General features: G+C 63.9%; 13 protein-coding genes. 10 read left to right on the top strand and 3 right to left on the bottom strand.

Annotation, left to right across the window (positions count from 1 at the left end; translation table 11 throughout):
* The first annotated feature begins 51 nt into the window (after window positions 1-51).
* From ACFDR6_RS27575 to ACFDR6_RS27615, 9 genes are all read left to right on the top strand, one after another.
* On the top strand, window positions 52-1,041 hold the full coding sequence (locus tag ACFDR6_RS27575; RefSeq protein ID WP_375860200.1) for an NAD-dependent epimerase: 990 nt from the start codon (window positions 52-54) through the stop codon (window positions 1,039-1,041).
* A gap of 7 nt (window positions 1,042-1,048) precedes the next feature.
* Window positions 1,049-2,461 carry a mannose-1-phosphate guanylyltransferase/mannose-6-phosphate isomerase gene (locus ACFDR6_RS27580; protein ID WP_375860201.1) on the top strand — a complete coding sequence of 471 codons (1,413 nt, stop codon included), beginning with the start codon at window positions 1,049-1,051 and terminating at the stop codon, window positions 2,459-2,461.
* A gap of 179 nt (window positions 2,462-2,640) precedes the next feature.
* Window positions 2,641-3,645, top strand: a complete 1,005-nt coding sequence (locus ACFDR6_RS27585) for a Gfo/Idh/MocA family protein (protein ID WP_212091475.1) — start codon at window positions 2,641-2,643, stop codon at window positions 3,643-3,645.
* 9 nt (window positions 3,646-3,654) lie between these two features.
* Window positions 3,655-4,842 (top strand): DegT/DnrJ/EryC1/StrS family aminotransferase, encoded by a 1,188-nt coding sequence (locus ACFDR6_RS27590; protein WP_375860202.1) that lies wholly within the window; start codon window positions 3,655-3,657, stop codon window positions 4,840-4,842.
* 200 nt (window positions 4,843-5,042) lie between these two features.
* Window positions 5,043-6,569, top strand: coding sequence for a murein biosynthesis integral membrane protein MurJ (gene murJ / locus ACFDR6_RS27595; RefSeq protein WP_375860203.1), 1,527 nt, complete (start codon window positions 5,043-5,045; stop codon window positions 6,567-6,569).
* A gap of 101 nt (window positions 6,570-6,670) precedes the next feature.
* Window positions 6,671-7,015, top strand: coding sequence for a DUF6984 family protein (locus tag ACFDR6_RS27600; protein WP_375860204.1), 345 nt, complete (start codon window positions 6,671-6,673; stop codon window positions 7,013-7,015).
* Window positions 7,016-7,147: 132 nt separating this feature from the next.
* Window positions 7,148-9,457: a xanthine dehydrogenase family protein molybdopterin-binding subunit gene (locus tag ACFDR6_RS27605; RefSeq protein WP_375860205.1), complete on the top strand. Its 2,310-nt coding sequence runs from the start codon at window positions 7,148-7,150 to the stop codon at window positions 9,455-9,457.
* 128 nt (window positions 9,458-9,585) lie between these two features.
* Window positions 9,586-10,035, top strand: coding sequence for a cytochrome c (locus ACFDR6_RS27610; protein WP_212091487.1), 450 nt, complete (start codon window positions 9,586-9,588; stop codon window positions 10,033-10,035).
* 320 nt (window positions 10,036-10,355) lie between these two features.
* Window positions 10,356-11,639 carry a cystathionine gamma-synthase family protein gene (locus ACFDR6_RS27615; RefSeq protein WP_375860206.1) on the top strand — a complete coding sequence of 428 codons (1,284 nt, stop codon included), beginning with the start codon at window positions 10,356-10,358 and terminating at the stop codon, window positions 11,637-11,639.
* A 73-nt stretch (window positions 11,640-11,712) separates the two neighbouring features.
* Here the strand turns inward: ACFDR6_RS27615 and ACFDR6_RS27620 are convergent, their stop codons facing one another.
* Window positions 11,713-12,132, bottom strand: a complete 420-nt coding sequence (locus ACFDR6_RS27620) for a CHRD domain-containing protein (RefSeq protein ID WP_212091493.1) — start codon at window positions 12,130-12,132, stop codon at window positions 11,713-11,715.
* Between the two features lie 148 nt (window positions 12,133-12,280).
* Here ACFDR6_RS27620 and ACFDR6_RS27625 point away from each other — a divergent pair, with 148 nt between their 5' ends.
* Window positions 12,281-13,204: a c-type cytochrome gene (locus ACFDR6_RS27625; RefSeq protein ID WP_375860207.1), complete on the top strand. Its 924-nt coding sequence runs from the start codon at window positions 12,281-12,283 to the stop codon at window positions 13,202-13,204.
* A gap of 119 nt (window positions 13,205-13,323) precedes the next feature.
* Here the strand turns inward: ACFDR6_RS27625 and ACFDR6_RS27630 are convergent, their stop codons facing one another.
* Both ACFDR6_RS27630 and ACFDR6_RS27635 read right to left on the bottom strand, forming a co-directional pair.
* Window positions 13,324-13,569, bottom strand: a complete 246-nt coding sequence (locus ACFDR6_RS27630; protein WP_018317369.1) for an Lrp/AsnC ligand binding domain-containing protein — start codon at window positions 13,567-13,569, stop codon at window positions 13,324-13,326.
* 95 nt (window positions 13,570-13,664) lie between these two features.
* Entirely contained in the window at window positions 13,665-15,608 is a 1,944-nt protein-coding gene (locus ACFDR6_RS27635) for a PAS domain S-box protein (protein ID WP_317243310.1), read from the bottom strand.
* Window positions 15,609-15,631: the final 23 nt, after the last annotated feature.

Consider the following 15,631-nt stretch of genomic DNA (forward strand, 5'->3'; position numbering starts at 1 on the left):
CTTGAGGTGGCGGCTAAACCGGAGCGGGCGAGGGATCCCGCGGGGAACAGGATGACGGATCAGGCGATTTTGGTCACGGGGGCCGCCGGCTTCATCGGCTTTCACGTCGCCCGGCAGCTCCTGGGCGAAGGCCGGTCCGTCGTCGGGCTCGACAATCTCAACGCCTATTACGATCCGGCTTTGAAGCGGGCGCGCCTGGCGCTGTTGCAGAGCGACTCCCGTTTCTCGTTCGTCGAGGCCGATCTTGCCGACCGCGAGGCAATGGCGGGGCTGTTTGCGCGGCATCGCTTTACAGAGGTCGTGCATCTCGCGGCGCAGGCCGGCGTGCGCTACTCGATCGAGCAGCCGCACGCCTACGCCGATTCCAATCTGCAGGGCTTTCTCAACGTGCTCGAGGGCTGCCGCAACCACGGCTGTCGTCATCTCGTCTACGCCTCGTCATCCTCCGTTTACGGCGCCAACACAAAACTGCCATTTGCGGTTGCGGACCGCACCGACCATCCGGTGAGCTTCTACGCCGCGACCAAGAAGGCGAACGAGGTGATGGCGCAGTCCTACAGCCATCTCTATCGCCTGCCGGTCACGGGGCTGCGCTTCTTTACCATTTACGGCCCGTGGGGCCGGCCCGACATGGCCATGTTTCTGTTCGTGGACGCCATCATGGCGGGCAAGCCGATCCGGCTCTTCAACCATGGAGAGATGCGCCGAGACTTCACCTATATTGATGATGTGACGCGCGTCGTGTCCAGACTGATCGATCTTGTGCCCGCGGACGATCCTTCTGCCGCAAATGCGCCGTTTAAGCTCTACAATGTCGGCAATCACCATCCGGAGGAACTGATGCACGTCGTCGGTCTTCTGGAGCGGGAGCTGGGCCGGACGGCGATCAAAGAATTGCTGCCGATGCAGCCGGGAGATGTGCTGGAAACGTTCGCGGATGTCGAGGATTTGATGCGCGACACCGGCTTTGCACCGTCAACGCCGATCGAGCATGGGGTCCACAATTTTGTCACCTGGTATCGGGACTACTTCAAGGTTTGAGATGACGATGGACAAACGCATAATCCCCCTGATCATGTGCGGCGGTGCCGGCACGCGGCTGTGGCCGGCTTCGCGCGAGGTGCGGCCCAAGCAGTTCCTGCCGCTGTTCGGCACGCGCTCGACCTTCCAGGACACGCTGCTGCGCGTCTCCGATTCCTCCCTGTTCGACCGGCCGATCGTCATCACCAATGCGTCCTATCGCTTCATGGTGCTGGAGCAGCTCGCCGAGATCGGCATCGAGGCCGACGTGATCCTCGAGCCGATGCGGCGTGATTCAGGCCCTGCGATCGCGGCCGGCGCGGTGTTCGCGCAGAACCGCGCCGTTGATGCCATCGTGCTCGCGCTCGCAGCCGATCACGTCGTGCAGGACACCGGCGCTTTCGTCGCCGCCTGCCGCGAGGGTCTTGCGGCCGCGAGCACCGGGCGCATCGTCACCTTCGGCGTCAAGCCGGAGCGGCCGGCGACCGAATACGGCTACATCAATCCGGGCGAGGTGATCTCCGGCGAGGTGCATGCGGTCGCGCGCTTCGTCGAGAAGCCGGACGCGGTGAAGGCATCCGACTACGTCAATTCGGGCTATCTCTGGAACAGCGGCAACTTCATGTTCCCGGCCAGCGTGCTGCTCGACGAATACCGCAAGGTCGATGCGGCAAGCGTCGAGGCGGTCACCAATGCAGTCAACAATGCCGGCCGCGATCTTGGCTTCGTCACGCTGGAGCCCGAGGCGTTCGGCTCGTCGAAGGCGATCTCGATCGACTATGCCGTGATGGAGAAGACCTCGCGCGCTGCCGTCGTTCCGGTGTCGTGCGGCTGGTCGGATGTCGGCTCCTGGCACGCGGTGTGGGAGCTCTCGGACAAGGACGCGCAGGGCAATGCGGCGCATGGCGCCGCGGTGTTCGAGGATTCGCGCAACTGCAACGTCACCACCGACCGCGCGCTGGTCGCGCTCGAAGGCGTCGACGATCTCGTCGTGGTCGCAACCGCGGATGCGGTTCTGGTCTCGCGCCAGAAGGATGCCAACGGACTGAAGCGCCTCGTCACCAAGCTGAAGGCGGTCGCGCCGAAGGTCACCGAGGAGCATCTGAAGGTGCATCGGCCCTGGGGCAGCTATCAATCCGTCGACAATGGCGAGCGCCACCAGGTCAAGCGCATCGTGGTGAAGCCGGGCGGGCGGCTGTCGCTGCAGAAGCACCATCATCGTGCCGAGCACTGGATCGTGGTGCGCGGCGCGGCCCGCGTTACCGTCAACGAGACCGTGAAGACGGTGCACGAGAACGAGTCGATCTACATCCCGATGGGCGCCGTGCACCGGATGGAGAACCCCGGTAAAATCATGCTGGAACTGATCGAGGTCCAGACTGGAAGCTATCTGGGGGAAGACGACATCATCCGGATTGAAGACGACTATCAAAGGTCGTAACCAGCAAACTCCGAATCACGCGACCCGGGCCAAACAGGCGGTATTTCGGCCTAAGGCCCGGGGAACGTGTAACTTTTTGAATCAAATCGTGTCCGGGCCGCCAGGGCGGCATTCGCCACAAATGTGGCGTCCGTGCTAGAAGCGCGCCGGGGATTTGCGTTGAATCGGGGTTTGCTCAAATGAGTTCCAAAGGATCTGCACCGGCAAAGGCCGGCCTGCGCGTCGGCGTCATTGGCGCCGGCGTGATGGGCAGCAACCATGCGCGCGTGCTTAGCGGTCTGCCTGGCGTCAGTCTCGTCGGCGTGGTTGATCCTTCGCCTGCGCACCGCGCGCGCGCCACGGAACTTGCCAATTGCGAAAGCTTCGAGACGCTCGACCAGCTCCTCGCCGAGGGCGTCGACGCGGTCACCATCGCAGCTCCGACCCATCTGCATCACGAAGTCGCGCTCGCCTGCATCGCCAAGAACATTCACGTCCTGGTCGAGAAGCCGATTGCGTCCACGGTCGCAGAGGGCCGCGAGATCGTCGCCGCCGCGCAAAAGGCCGGCGTGACGCTGATGGTCGGCCATGTCGAGCGCTTCAATCCGGCGGTCGCCGCCGTCAAGCAGGCGATCGCGGGCGAGGATATTCTCTCCATCGCGATCACGCGCGTCGGCCCGTTCCCGCCGCGCATGTCCAATGTCGGCGTCGTCATCGACCTCGCCGTGCACGACATCGATCTGATCCGCTGGTTCACCGAATCCGACATCGTCGAGGTGCAGCCGCAGCTCTCGAGCGCGGTCGCCGAGCGCGAGGACATCGCGCTCCTGCAGTTCCGTACCGCCAACGGCGTGCTCGCGCACATCAACACCAATTGGCTGACCCCCTTCAAGGCGCGCAGCGTCACGGTTGCGACCCGGGGCAAATATGTGATGGGCGATCTGCTCACGCGCCAGGTCACCGAGTGCTTCGGCTTCAAGCAGGACGGCAGCTATTCGATGCGGCATCTGCCGGTCGGCCATGACGAGCCGCTCCGCGCCGAGCTGATCGCGTTCCTCAGGGCCGTGCGTCACGGCGAGACGCCGGCGGTCACCGGCGACGAAGGCGTCGCCAGCCTCGAGATCGCGACGCAGTGCCTCGAAACGCCGTCGCAGCCCGCGGCCACCTCGTCCGCCCGCAAGGGTCCGCGCCGCGTCGCCGGCTGAACCCCTTTCATGTCGACCATGCAAGAAGGCGCCAAGAACCAGACCATGAACCAGCATCTGCGTTCCGAACCCATTCCCTTCATCGATGTCGGCTCGCAGCGCCGCCGGCTCGGCGCCTCGCTCGATGCCGCGGTCAAGCGCGTTCTCGACCATTGCCAGTTCGTCAATGGCCCTGAAGTCGCCGAGCTCGAGAAGCAGCTTGCGGGCTACAGCGGTGCCAAGCATGTGATCGGTTGCGCCAGCGGCACCGATGCGATTCTGATGGTGATGATGGCGAAGAATGTCGGGCCCGGTGATGCCGTGCTGTGTCCGTCCTTCACCTTCATCGCAACGGCCTCGCCGGTGGCGCGGACCGGCGCGACGCCTGTTTATGTCGACGTCGACGAGACGACCTTCAACATGAGCCCGGAGTCGCTGAAGCGCGGCATCGCGACTGCGCGGAAGGCGGGGCTGAAGCCGGTCGCGGTCATTCCGGTCGATCTGTTCGGCCAGCCCGCCGACCACGACGCCATTGCCGAGATTGCCGGGGCCGAAGGCCTGTTCGTGCTCGACGACGCCGCGCAAGGGTTCGGCGCGAGCTACAAGGGCCGCAAGCTCGGCACCTTCGGCCTTGCCACCGCGACCAGCTTCTTCCCGGCAAAACCGCTCGGCTGCTTCGGCGACGGCGGCGCGATCTTCACCAATGACGACGAACTCGCGACGACACTGCGCAGCATCCGCGTGCACGGGCAGGGCGTCGACAAATACGACAACGTCCGCCTCGGCCTGACCGGCCGGCTCGACACCATGCAGGCTGCCGTCCTGATCGAGAAGCTGAAGATTTTCGACGACGAGATCGCCGCCCGCAACCGGGTTGCGGAGCGCTACGCGCATGGCCTGTCCAACGTCGTCACCGTGCCGCGTCTGGCGCCGGGCAACACCTCGGTCTGGGCGCAGTACACGATCCGTCTTCCCAAAGGCACCGACCGCGACGGTTTCGCTGCCGCGCTGAAAGCCCAGGGCGTGCCGACCGCGATCTATTACGGCAAGTCGATGCATCAGCAGACCGCCTACAAGCAGTACCCGGTCGCCGACGGCGGCCTGTCTGCTTGCGAGAGCCTGTCGCAGGACGTCATCAGCCTGCCGATGCACGCCTATCTGACCGAAGCCGACCAGGAGCGCGTGATCGCCGCCGTCCGCGGCGCGCTGGCGGGCTGATTCCGCGGCTTCGTTGCCCTGCTGTCTCTGGGACACCTCTCCCGCTTGCGGGAGAGGTCGGCGCGTAGCGCCGGGTGAGGGTACTTTCGTCTCGTTGCCGAGACACCCTCTCCCCAACCTTCCCACGCAAGCGGGGAGGCAGCGCACCTTCCCGGCCGCTAGCACCTAGACCTAATCGCGCCATGCTCTAAAACAGACGCATGCTCGGACGCATCTTCACGGTTGGCGGATATACGCTGCTCTCGCGGCTGACGGGCTTTGCCCGCGACATCATGCTCGCGGCGATCCTCGGCGCCGGCCCGGTGGCCGACGCCTTTTTCGTGGCGCTGCGGCTGCCCAATCATTTCCGCGCGATCTTCGCCGAGGGCGCCTTCAACGCCGCCTGGGTGCCGGCCTATGCCCATGTTCATGGCGAGAAGGGCGAGGCGGCGGCAAAACTGTTCGCCGACCGCATCTTCACGCTGCTGCTGGCCTCGCAAGTCCTGCTGTTGATCGTCGCCTGGCTGTTCATGCCGCAGGCCATGAGCATTCTGGCGCCGGGCTTCGGTGAAGATGCCGAGCAGCGCAAGCTCGCGATCGAGCTGACCCGGATCACCTTTCCCTATCTGCTCTTGATCACGCTGGTGACGCTCTATGGCGGCATGCTCAACGTGATGCAGCGCTTTGCCAGCGCCGCGGCCGCCTCGATCTTCCTCAACGTCGCGATGATGATGACGCTGGCGGTCGCCGTCTGGTTTCCGACGGCCGGCCACGCCGCGGCCTGGGGCGTCCTGATCTCCGGTTTCCTGCAATATTTCCTGCTCGCCGGCGATCTCGCCCGCCATGGCGGCCTGCCGCGCTTTGCGCCGCTCAAGCTCGACGAGGACGTCCGCGGCTTCTTCAAAGCGCTGGGCCCGGCGACACTGGGCTCGATGGGGACGCAGGTCGCGCTGTTCGCCGACACCATCATCGCGACCTTCCTCCCCGCAGGCGCGCTGTCGGCGCTCTATTATGCCGATCGCCTCAACCAGCTGCCGATCGGCGTCATCGGCATCGCCATCGGCACCGTGCTGCTGCCGGAGATGTCGCGGCGCATCACCGCCAACGACCTCGACGGCGCGATGAAGGCGCAGCGCCGCGCGTTCGATTTCACGCTGCTGTTCTCGATCCCGTTCGTGGCCGCCTTCCTGACCGTGCCCGACGAGATCATGCGGGCGCTGTTCGCCCGCGGCGCGTTCTCCAAGGCCGACGCGGTCGCCGCAGGCAGCACGCTCGCGGCGTACGCCATCGGCCTGATTCCCTTCGTGCTGATCCGCAGCGCAGTGGCGACCTTCTATGCCCGCAAGGACACCGCAACGCCGGTGCGGGCCTCGCTGACCGGCATCGCCGTCAACGTTGCGCTGAAGGTCGCCTTGATGGGATCGCTGGCCCAGATCGGCCTCGCGCTCGCAACCGCCATCGGCGTCTGGACCAATCTCCTGCTGGTGCTCTACTTCGCCGTGCGGCGGGGCTTTCTCGTGCTCGACCGAGCGTGGTTGATGTCGATCGCCAAATTCCTGCTGATCGGTCTCATCCTGGCCGGCGCCTTCTGGCTGATCGCGCGTTTTGGTGGCGCCTATCTTGCCTCGATGCGCTTCCACGACGAACTGACGCTAGTCCTGCTCGCCGTCGGGGGAACGATCGTCTATACGATCGCGATCCTCATCCTGTTCGGCCGCAACTGGCTGGTCTCGCTGGTGCGAGCTTAGGCGCGCTGCAGCAAACCTCAATGAATTTCAACTGCGGACCATGGGCGGACACCGTAAGCGTGGCATAATGTGGCCAATGCACCCTAGCCTTTGAGAGAAAAATGCCACGCCCACTTACTCCCAAAGAGTATGACTTGATCGTCTATATCCTAGGGCAGTCTTCGTCTTCGCACGGCGATTTTGACCTCGTAGAAGACATGAACGACGGCGGAATGGGCAGCCTTCGCTTTGTGGGAAGCGCGGACCGGCAGTTAGGTAAGTGTATTGGCGAAGCCGAGTTTGATGATGCAGATGGTGTACCGGTCTCGGTCGCTCTGAACAGCGATCAGTGTGGGGAACTGTTTGAACTCGATCTTTGGAAAGTCGATTTTTCGCCACTACAACGCATTGCACCTTTGGATGGACTCCGTCTCCCAACGTCGGGTCGGCGCAGAACCTCGAAATAAGTCGGGCTCGAAGCGTCCGGTGAGCGGTGCTTTTCCCGGCCTGTTGCCAATGTGCATGGCTAAACCCGTTTGCCTTGCCAGTTTTTCCACGGCAATATGCCCACAAAACAACCATGAGAACGGGAAGATAAAATGGCGGCTCCCATCAAGTTCGGCGTTGGCCAAAGCGTGCTGCGCAAGGAGGATGACGCGCTCATCCGCGGCAAGGGCCGCTATACCGACGATTATGCGCCGCAGGCCGCGCTCCGCTGCCTCATGCTGCGCTCGCCGCATGCGCATGCCAAGTACACCATCGATGCGAGCCGCGCCCGCGGCCTGCCCGGCGTGGCGCTGATCCTGACCGCCGACGACGTGAAGGAGCTCGGCAATCTGCCGTGCCTGTTCAATCTCGAGACCGATCCGTTCACCGGCCCGCCTTACCCGATCCTGGCTGCGGGCGAAGTGCGTCATGTCGGCGACGCCGTTGCCTTCGTCGTTGCCGAGACGATCGACCAGGCCCGTGACGCGATCGAGGCGATCGACGTCAAATGGAGCCCGCTCCCCGCGGTGACCGGCGTCGTCAATGCGGTGAAGAAGGGCGCGCCGCAGGTGTGGCCGGACAAGGCCGGCAATGTGCTGTTCGATGTCTCGATCGGCGACAAGGCCGCGACGGAAGCCGCCTTCGCCAAGGCGCATACGGTCGCCGAGATCTCGATCGTCAATCCGCGCGTGGTCGCGAACTTCATGGAGACGCGCGCGGCGGTGTGCGAGTACGATGCCAAGCGCGACCATCTGACGCTGACGATTGGGAGCCAGGGCAGCCATCGCCTGCGCGACATCCTCTGCCAGAATGTGCTCAACATCCCCACCGACAAGATGCGGGTGATCTGCCCCGACGTCGGCGGCGGCTTCGGCACGAAGCTGTTCCCGTATCGCGAATATGCCCTGATGGCGGTCGCTGCCAAGAAGCTCAAGAAAACGGTGAAATGGGCCGCCGACCGCACCGAGCATTTCATGGGCGACGCGCAGGGCCGTGACAACGTCACCACCGCGAAGATGGCGCTGACGGAAGACGGCAAATTCCTCGCCATGGATTGCGACCTGATGGGCGACATGGGCGCCTATCTGTCGACCTTCGGGCCCTACATCCCACATGGCGGCGCCGGCATGCTGCCGGGCCTCTACGACATCCAGGCCTTCCACTGCCGGGTACGCACCATCTTCACCAACAGCGTGCCGGTCGACGCCTACCGCGGCGCGGGCCGCCCCGAGGCGGCCTATGTCATCGAGCGCCTCGTCGATGCCTGTGCGCGAAAGCTCGACATGACGCCGGACGCCGTCCGCCGCAAGAACTTCATCCCGCCGAAGGCGCTGCCTTACAAGACCGCGACCGGCAAGGTCTACGACTCCGGCGACTTCGCCGCGCATCTGAAGCGCGCGATGGAAATCGCCGATTGGAAGGAGTTTCCAAAGCGCGCCAAGATGGCCAAGAAGGGCGGCCTGATCCGCGGGATTGGTCTTGCCAGCTATGTCGAGGTGTGCGGCACCATGGGCGAGGAGACCGCCAATGTGCGGATGGACCCCAACGGCGACATCACCGTCCTGATCGGCACGCAATCCAGCGGGCAGGGTCACCAGACCGCCTATGCGCAGATCGTCGCCGAGCAGTTCGGCGTTGCGCCAGAGCGCGTGCACATCCACCAGGGTGACACCGATATGATCGCCACCGGCCTCGGCACGGGCGGCTCGGCCTCGATCCCGTCAGGCGGCGTCAGCGTCGAGCGGGCCACGCGCGAGCTCGGGCAAAAGCTCAAGGAGGTCGCGGCACAGGCGCTGGAGGCCAGCGCCGGGGACCTCGAGATCTCGGAAGGGGTGGTGCGGATCGCCGGTACCGACCGTTCGATCTCGTTCGCTGATCTCGCCAAGCGGCCGGGCGCCGATCCGTCCAAGCTGAATGCCAGCGCGACCTTCGCCAGTGCCGACGGTACCTATCCCAACGGCACGCATGTCGCGGAGGTCGAGATCGACCCGGCCACCGGCATCATCAAGATCGTCAACTATGTGATCGTCGATGATTTCGGCAAGACGCTCAATCCGCTGCTCTTGGCCGGCCAGGTGCATGGCGGCGCCATGCAGGGCATCGGCCAGGCGCTGATGGAGCAGGTGGTCTATGGCCCCAGCGACGGCCAGTTGATCACCGCGACCTTCATGGACTATGCGCTGCCGCGGGCGGCGGACGGGCCGGCCTTCGTGTTCGAGACCGCCAACGTCCCCTGCAAGACCAATCCAATGGGCGTGAAGGGGGCGGGCGAGGCCGGCGCGATCGGCTCCTGTCCGGCCGTCGTCAACGCCATCGTCGACGCGCTCTGGCGCGAATACAAGATCGACCACATCGACATGCCGGCAACCCCGGAGCGGGTGTGGATCGCCATCAACGAGCACCATCGCCGTCACAGCCTCTAGGCCAAGTTCCCCGCGCGCACGGGAAATAAAAGCGCCGCGCGGGGTTCTACCCATGATGGGTCCAGGCTTCTCCCGAAGCCCGTGAAGTCTCATTCCCTGACCGTATCGAGAGCCGGAGAAACGAACCAATGAAACGGACGATGATTGTCGCGGGCGTCCTCGTGTTGGGCGCGGGCGCCGTAATGGCGCAACAGGAGATTGCCGTCCAGCAGGACAATCTGATGCGATCGATCGCCAAGAATCAGTATGGCGTCATCCAGAAGATGACCAAGGGCGATATCCCCTTCGACAAGAAGGCGGTCGATGAGGCCATCGCCAGTATCGAGGCCGATGTTGCCAAGATCGCCAAGACCTTCGAGATCAATCCCAAGCAGGACGTGGTGAACGCGACCTACGGCAGCTCGCAAAAGGTCTGGCAAAACAAGGCCGATTTCGACTCCAAGATTCCGCCAGTGCAGAAAGCCATTGCCGACGCCAAAGGCAAGATTACCGACGTCGCGAGCTTGAAAGCGGCCTATACCACGATCAACGATCGCTGCAACGATTGCCACGAAACCTATCGCGTGAAGTTGAAATAGCTGGGCACAGTGTCCGTCGGCGGAGCGAAATCCCGGGTCTATCCCGGCTGATGGCCCGTCCCGGATTGCGTTTCGCGCCATTCGGGCTACGAGCAAGAGAGGGCGGTTGCGAAAGCAGCCGCCCTCTTTGCATCGCCGCTCAGCATCAGGAAATTCTGGTCGCAAGGCCTGACGGATCGCTCTGAGAGCGGCTATCATCAATGCAAGCCGCTGCGGCATCAACGTGAGCTGTTGGATACAGGCGCATCTCGCGCCTGACTGCGTCATGACACCATGAGTTCCAACGCCCGGCGAGCACCTGAAGAACAGCGAGGCAGGCCATGGTAAAACCGTTCCCGTCGAAGACCCACATCGGCAACCATATGCTGCATCCGGAAACCCTGATGCTGACCTATGGCTATGATCCGCAATTGTCCGAAGGCGCCATCAAGCCGCCGGTGTTCCTGACCTCCACCTTCGTGTTCAAGACGGCCGATGACGGACAGGACTTCTTCGATTTCGTCGCCGGCCGGCGCGAGCCGCCGGAAGGGATGGGCGCGGGCCTGGTCTATTCGCGCTTCAATCATCCCAACAGCGAGATCGTCGAGGACAGGCTTTCGATCTACGAGCGTACCGAGAGCTGCGCGCTGTTCTCATCGGGCATGGCGGCCATCGCGACCACCATCCTCGCCTTCGTCCGGCCCGGCGACGTCATCCTGCATTCCCAGCCGCTCTATGGCGGGACGGAAACGCTGCTGACGAACACGTTGGCGCGTCTGTCGATCGGCGCCGTCGGCTTCGCCGACGGGATCGACGAGGCGGCGGTCAAGCAGGCCGCGGAAGAGGCCATGGCCAAAGGCCGCGTGTCGATGATCCTGATCGAGACTCCGGCCAATCCGACCAATGGCCTGGTCGACATCGCCATGATCCGCCGTGTCGCCGATTCCATCGGAAAGGCGCAAGGCAACACACCGATCATCGCCTGCGACAACACGCTGCTCGGGCCGGTGTTTCAGCGGCCGATCGAGCACGGCGCTGATATTTCGCTGTATTCGCTGACGAAATATGTCGGCGGTCATTCCGACCTGATCGCGGGTGCCGCGCTCGGTTCGAAGGCGATCATGAAGGGCATCAAGGCGCTGCGCGGCGCCATCGGCACCCAGCTCGATCCGCATTCCTGCTGGATGATCAATCGCTCGCTCGAGACATTGAGCCTGCGCATGGAGAAGGCCAACGGCAATGCGCGCCTCGTTGCGGACTTCTTGCGCGATCATCCCAAGGTCGCCAAGGTCCACTATCTCGGTCATCACGAGGCGTCGTCGCCGGCCGGGCGTGCATTCGCGCGGCAGTGCCTGGGGGCGGGATCCACCTTCTCGTTCGACATCGTCGGCGGCAAGGAGGCAGCCGTCAAATTTCTCAACGCGCTGCAGATCCTCAAGCTGGCGGTGAGTCTCGGTGGCACCGAGTCGCTTGCGAGCCTGCCTGCAACCATGACCCATTCCGGCGTTCCCGCCGACATCCGCCGGAAGATCGGCGTGCTCGATTCCACGATCCGTCTGTCGATCGGCATCGAGAACCCGTCGGACCTGATCGCCGATCTCACGCAGGCGCTGAATGCGGCTTAGGACACCGTCGGAATCGAAAAGGCCGGACACCCCTCCGGCGTCCGGCCTTCGCGCGACGCAGCAGCGTTGAGGCCTACTTCATGACCTGACCGCGGATCTCGCCGCCCGGATTGGCCGCGGTGTGGATGTTGATGTAGAGCTTGCCGCCGAGCAGATCTGCGGCTTGCGCGTCGGTGAGCGTCGCTTCGCCCTTGACGGGGCTCGAAGCCGCGTTGGGGATGGGGACGGCAACGCCGGCATTCTTGCCGGCTTCGGCGGGCCCATGGAAATGCGCGGCCGTGGCGGGGCCGGACAGTCCTGAATAGGTGACGGTCCAGGATAACTTCTTGCTGGCGGCGTCATAGTCCAGATCGGCGGTTCCGGTGGCGCTAGTGGTCGTTGCCGGCACCTCGGACTTGCCGTCGAGCGTTGCCTTCAGTTTCTCCGCGCTGGCCGGGGCGGCGAACGCAACGGCAGCTCCAAGTGCCAGTGTGGCAAAAAAGGCTTTGGTCATGGGTCTCTCCCTGTTGAGGCCTGATTGCTCTTCAAACAGTGCGGCATGCGGTTTATTCCGGCATTACAGCCGGACCGCCTAAAATATTCGTGGTTGGATCGGGCGCGGCATGACCCTTAAGTTCGCGCTTTCACGATGGAATGATCGAATGCTGCGACGAACGCTTCTTGCCGCCCTGATCGCCGCTGCCGCGGCGTTCGCCCTCTATTGGTGGGCGACCGCCCCGGCCGCGCTGGCCTTGCCGGCGCCGACCCGTAGCCCCGATCTCGCCAACGGGCAGGAACTGTTCAACGCCGGCGGCTGCTCGTCCTGTCATGCCACCCCCAATCAGCCCGATCGCCTGCGGCTCGGCGGCGGGCTGGCGCTGGGTTCGCCGTTCGGAACGTTCTACGCCCCCAACATTTCCCCCGATCCGGCCGACGGAATCGGCCGCTGGAGCGAGGCCGATTTCGTCAACGCCGTGATGCGCGGCATCTCGCCCGCGGGCACGCACTATTTCCCCGCATTTCCCTACACGTCCTATCATCTCGCCAGCACCGACGACGTCCGCGATCTCTTTGCCTACCTGAAGACGCTTCCATCGGTGTCCGGCAGAGTTCACGACCACGCGCTGCCGTTTCCGTTCAACATCCGCCGCAATGTCGGCATCTGGAAGTTGCTGTTCATGGACACCGCGCCGTTCGTGGCGGACGCCGCGCGCTCGCCGCAATGGAATCGTGGCGCCTATCTGGTGAACGCTTTCGGCCATTGCGCCGAATGCCATAGCCCGCGCAATGCGCTCGGCGGAATCATCGCCGGCCAGCGCTTTGCCGGTGGTCCCAATCCGGAAGGGCAGGGCTGGGTGCCTAACATCACGCAGCAGGGCATCGGCAGCTGGAGCGAGAAGGATATCGCGGATTTTCTCGAGACCGGCGACATGCCCGAGGGCGACAGCGCTTCGGGTGCGATGCGGCCGGTGATCAAGAATCTGGCGCAACTGACCGCGGAAGACCGCGCCGCGATGGCCGCGTATCTGAAGTCGCTGCCGCCAGTGCAGGGACCGACACCGCCCAAGCGCAAGGAAGGCGGCTAAAGCATGATCCGGAAAAGTGCGAAGCGGTTTTCGGGAAAGATCATGCGTCAACAACAACCTCAAGCGCGATGAGATTTGGATTGATCGTCAACGCGCTTCGGCCGTCGTTCGGCGCATGATCAGCTGGCGCCGAACGCCTTGAAGGTGATGATGGTGAGGGTGTCCTGGATGCCCGGCAGCACCTGCACCTTCTCGTTCACGAAATGGCCGATGTCGGTATCCTTGTCGACGTAGAACTTCACGAGGAGGTCGTATTGGCCGGCCGTGGAGTAGATCTCGGACGCGATCTCGGCTTCGGCAAGCGCATTGGCGACCGTATAGGACTGGCCGAGCTTGCATTTGATCTGGACGAAAAAAGGAACCATCGCGGGCACTCCGAAAGCGTATCTGGCGGCTAATAGGCCAAAACCGGCATGATTTAGCAAGCGAACTTGCCGGCCGCCAGATTCCGCTCGGGCGTTCAGGGCGTCATGGCCGCCGCGGCGAACGCGTCCCTGAGCCGCTGGGCGAGCTCGATCTTGCGATAGGGCTTGGTCAGCACGATCGCCTGTGCGGGCGCGCGGCCCTGCTCCACCAGGGTCTCCAATGCGTAGCCCGAGGTGAACAGGACCGGCAGACCGGGACGAATCCGCCGCGCCTGATCGGAGAGCTCCCAGCCGTTCATGCCGCCCGGCATCACGATATCAGTGAACAGCATGTCGATGCTGGGATCGGTGTGCAACTGCTGCAAGGCCTCCTTGCCGTTGACTGCGGCAACGACACGATATCCGAGAGCTTCCACCCTGCGAACGACGGAGGAGCGGACGAACGGATCGTCTTCGGCGATCAGGATCGTCTCGTATCCTCGCGGCGCCGCGTCCTCGCCATCGGACGGGTCGGCCTGCGATTGTCCGGTGTCCGCGCGCGGCAGATAGATTCGGACCGTGGTCCCGAGGCCGATCTCGCTGTAGATCGAGATGTGGCCGCCCGATTGCTTGGCGAAGCCATAGACCATGCTGAGGCCGAGACCCGAGCCCTTGCCCACTTCCTTGGTGGTGAAGAACGGCTCGAAGGCGCGTGCCATGACGTCAGGGGTCATGCCTTCGCCGTCGTCGGTGACCGAGATCAACGCGTAAGCGCCGGCTGCGACTTCGGGGTGAAGGGCGCTATAGTCGTCGTCGATCTCGGTCAGCTCCGTGCTCAGCGTCAAATGTCCTCCTGCCGGCATGGCGTCCTGCGCGTTGAGCGCGAGGTTGAGCACGGCGGATTCGAGCTGGGCGCGATCGGCAAACGCCACGATCGTGCCGGGGCCGGTGCTCGTCCTGATCTCGATGTCTTCGCGCAAGGTGCGCTTGAGCAGCTTGAACATGGAATCGAGCAGGCCGCGGCAATCGATCAGCTGAGGCTGCAGCAACTGGCGGCGGCTGAATGCGAGCAGCCGTTGCGTCAGCTCGGCGCCCCGTTCGCCCGACTGGCAGATGTCGTCGGCAAAGCGCCGCAGATCCGGCCGAGCCTTGAGCTGCTCGCTCAAGTGCTCGGCATTGCCGATGATGACGGTGAGCAGATTGTTGAAGTCGTGCGCGATGCCTCCGGAGAGCTGGCCGACCGTCTCCATCTTCTGCGCCTGCTGGAGCTGCTGCTCGGTCAGCTTGCGCGCAGTCAGGTCGTGGACGATGCCGACGAAGATCAATTCGCCGTCCTGCTGCGCCTGACCCACCGACAGGTCCATCGGGAAGGTCGATCCATCCTTGCGCAGGCCGACAGATTCGCCGCCGGTGGCGAAATGCCGCGTGGCATTGTCGGACGACGCGTCCGCCTCGGGCATCAGCATGCTGACGTTCCAGCCCATCACCTCCTCGGCAGAGTAGCCGAACAGGCGCTCGCAGGCCGGATTGAACAGCAGGATGCGATCCTGCGCGTCGAAAAGGATGACGCCGTCGACTGCAGTCTCGACGATCGCGGTGAGTCGCGCCACGCTGTCGCGCATCGCGCGTTGGGCATCGCTGACCTGCTGCAGCAGAAGCGTCGCGTCCCGGCTCTTGATCTCCTCTTCCTCGAGCGCGGCCTGGACTTGCCGCAGTTCGAATGGAGAGGGAATTGTCAGGATCTTCGGAAGCAGCGGCCAAAGCGCGGCGGCGGTGAAGACGGACGCGACCGCCGTGGCCGCCTTGACGATGCCCTCGATGCCGTAGATCGGAACCCAGAGCGTATAAATCGACAGCACATGGGTCAGGCCGCAGGCCATGATGAAGACCGCGAATGCCCAGTAGACCCAGCCGAATTTGAGGTCGCGCCGCTTGGTGACGAGAATGGCGAGGGCAAACGGGATCGAGAAATAGGCGGCGGCAATGCAGGCGTCGGCAACGACGTGGAGCCAGATCAGCTGAGGCTCCCATAACAGGCAGATGCCGTGCGGCGAAAGCATGGACGAGTCGAGGAGACGTTCGA

This window comes from Bradyrhizobium tunisiense (assembly GCF_042263385.1).
GTDB classification, from domain to species: Bacteria; Pseudomonadota; Alphaproteobacteria; order Rhizobiales; family Xanthobacteraceae; genus Bradyrhizobium; species Bradyrhizobium tunisiense.

Coding starts and splice junctions, on each gene's coding strand:
- ACFDR6_RS27590 (WP_375860202.1), top strand. CDS start 3,655: ATGTCGACCATGCAAGAAGGCGCCAAGAACCAGACCATGAACCAGCAT.
- ACFDR6_RS27580 (WP_375860201.1), top strand. CDS start 1,049: ATGGACAAACGCATAATCCCCCTGATCATGTGCGGCGGTGCCGGCACG.
- murJ (WP_375860203.1), top strand. CDS start 5,043: ATGCTCGGACGCATCTTCACGGTTGGCGGATATACGCTGCTCTCGCGG.
- ACFDR6_RS27620 (WP_212091493.1), bottom strand. CDS start 12,132: ATGACCAAAGCCTTTTTTGCCACACTGGCACTTGGAGCTGCCGTTGCG.
- ACFDR6_RS27635 (WP_317243310.1), bottom strand. CDS start 15,608: ATGCTTTCGCCGCACGGCATCTGCCTGTTATGGGAGCCTCAGCTGATC.
- ACFDR6_RS27615 (WP_375860206.1), top strand. CDS start 10,356: ATGGTAAAACCGTTCCCGTCGAAGACCCACATCGGCAACCATATGCTG.
- ACFDR6_RS27585 (WP_212091475.1), top strand. CDS start 2,641: ATGAGTTCCAAAGGATCTGCACCGGCAAAGGCCGGCCTGCGCGTCGGC.
- ACFDR6_RS27610 (WP_212091487.1), top strand. CDS start 9,586: ATGAAACGGACGATGATTGTCGCGGGCGTCCTCGTGTTGGGCGCGGGC.
- ACFDR6_RS27625 (WP_375860207.1), top strand. CDS start 12,281: ATGCTGCGACGAACGCTTCTTGCCGCCCTGATCGCCGCTGCCGCGGCG.
- ACFDR6_RS27630 (WP_018317369.1), bottom strand. CDS start 13,569: ATGGTTCCTTTTTTCGTCCAGATCAAATGCAAGCTCGGCCAGTCCTAT.
- ACFDR6_RS27600 (WP_375860204.1), top strand. CDS start 6,671: ATGCCACGCCCACTTACTCCCAAAGAGTATGACTTGATCGTCTATATC.
- ACFDR6_RS27605 (WP_375860205.1), top strand. CDS start 7,148: ATGGCGGCTCCCATCAAGTTCGGCGTTGGCCAAAGCGTGCTGCGCAAG.
- ACFDR6_RS27575 (WP_375860200.1), top strand. CDS start 52: ATGACGGATCAGGCGATTTTGGTCACGGGGGCCGCCGGCTTCATCGGC.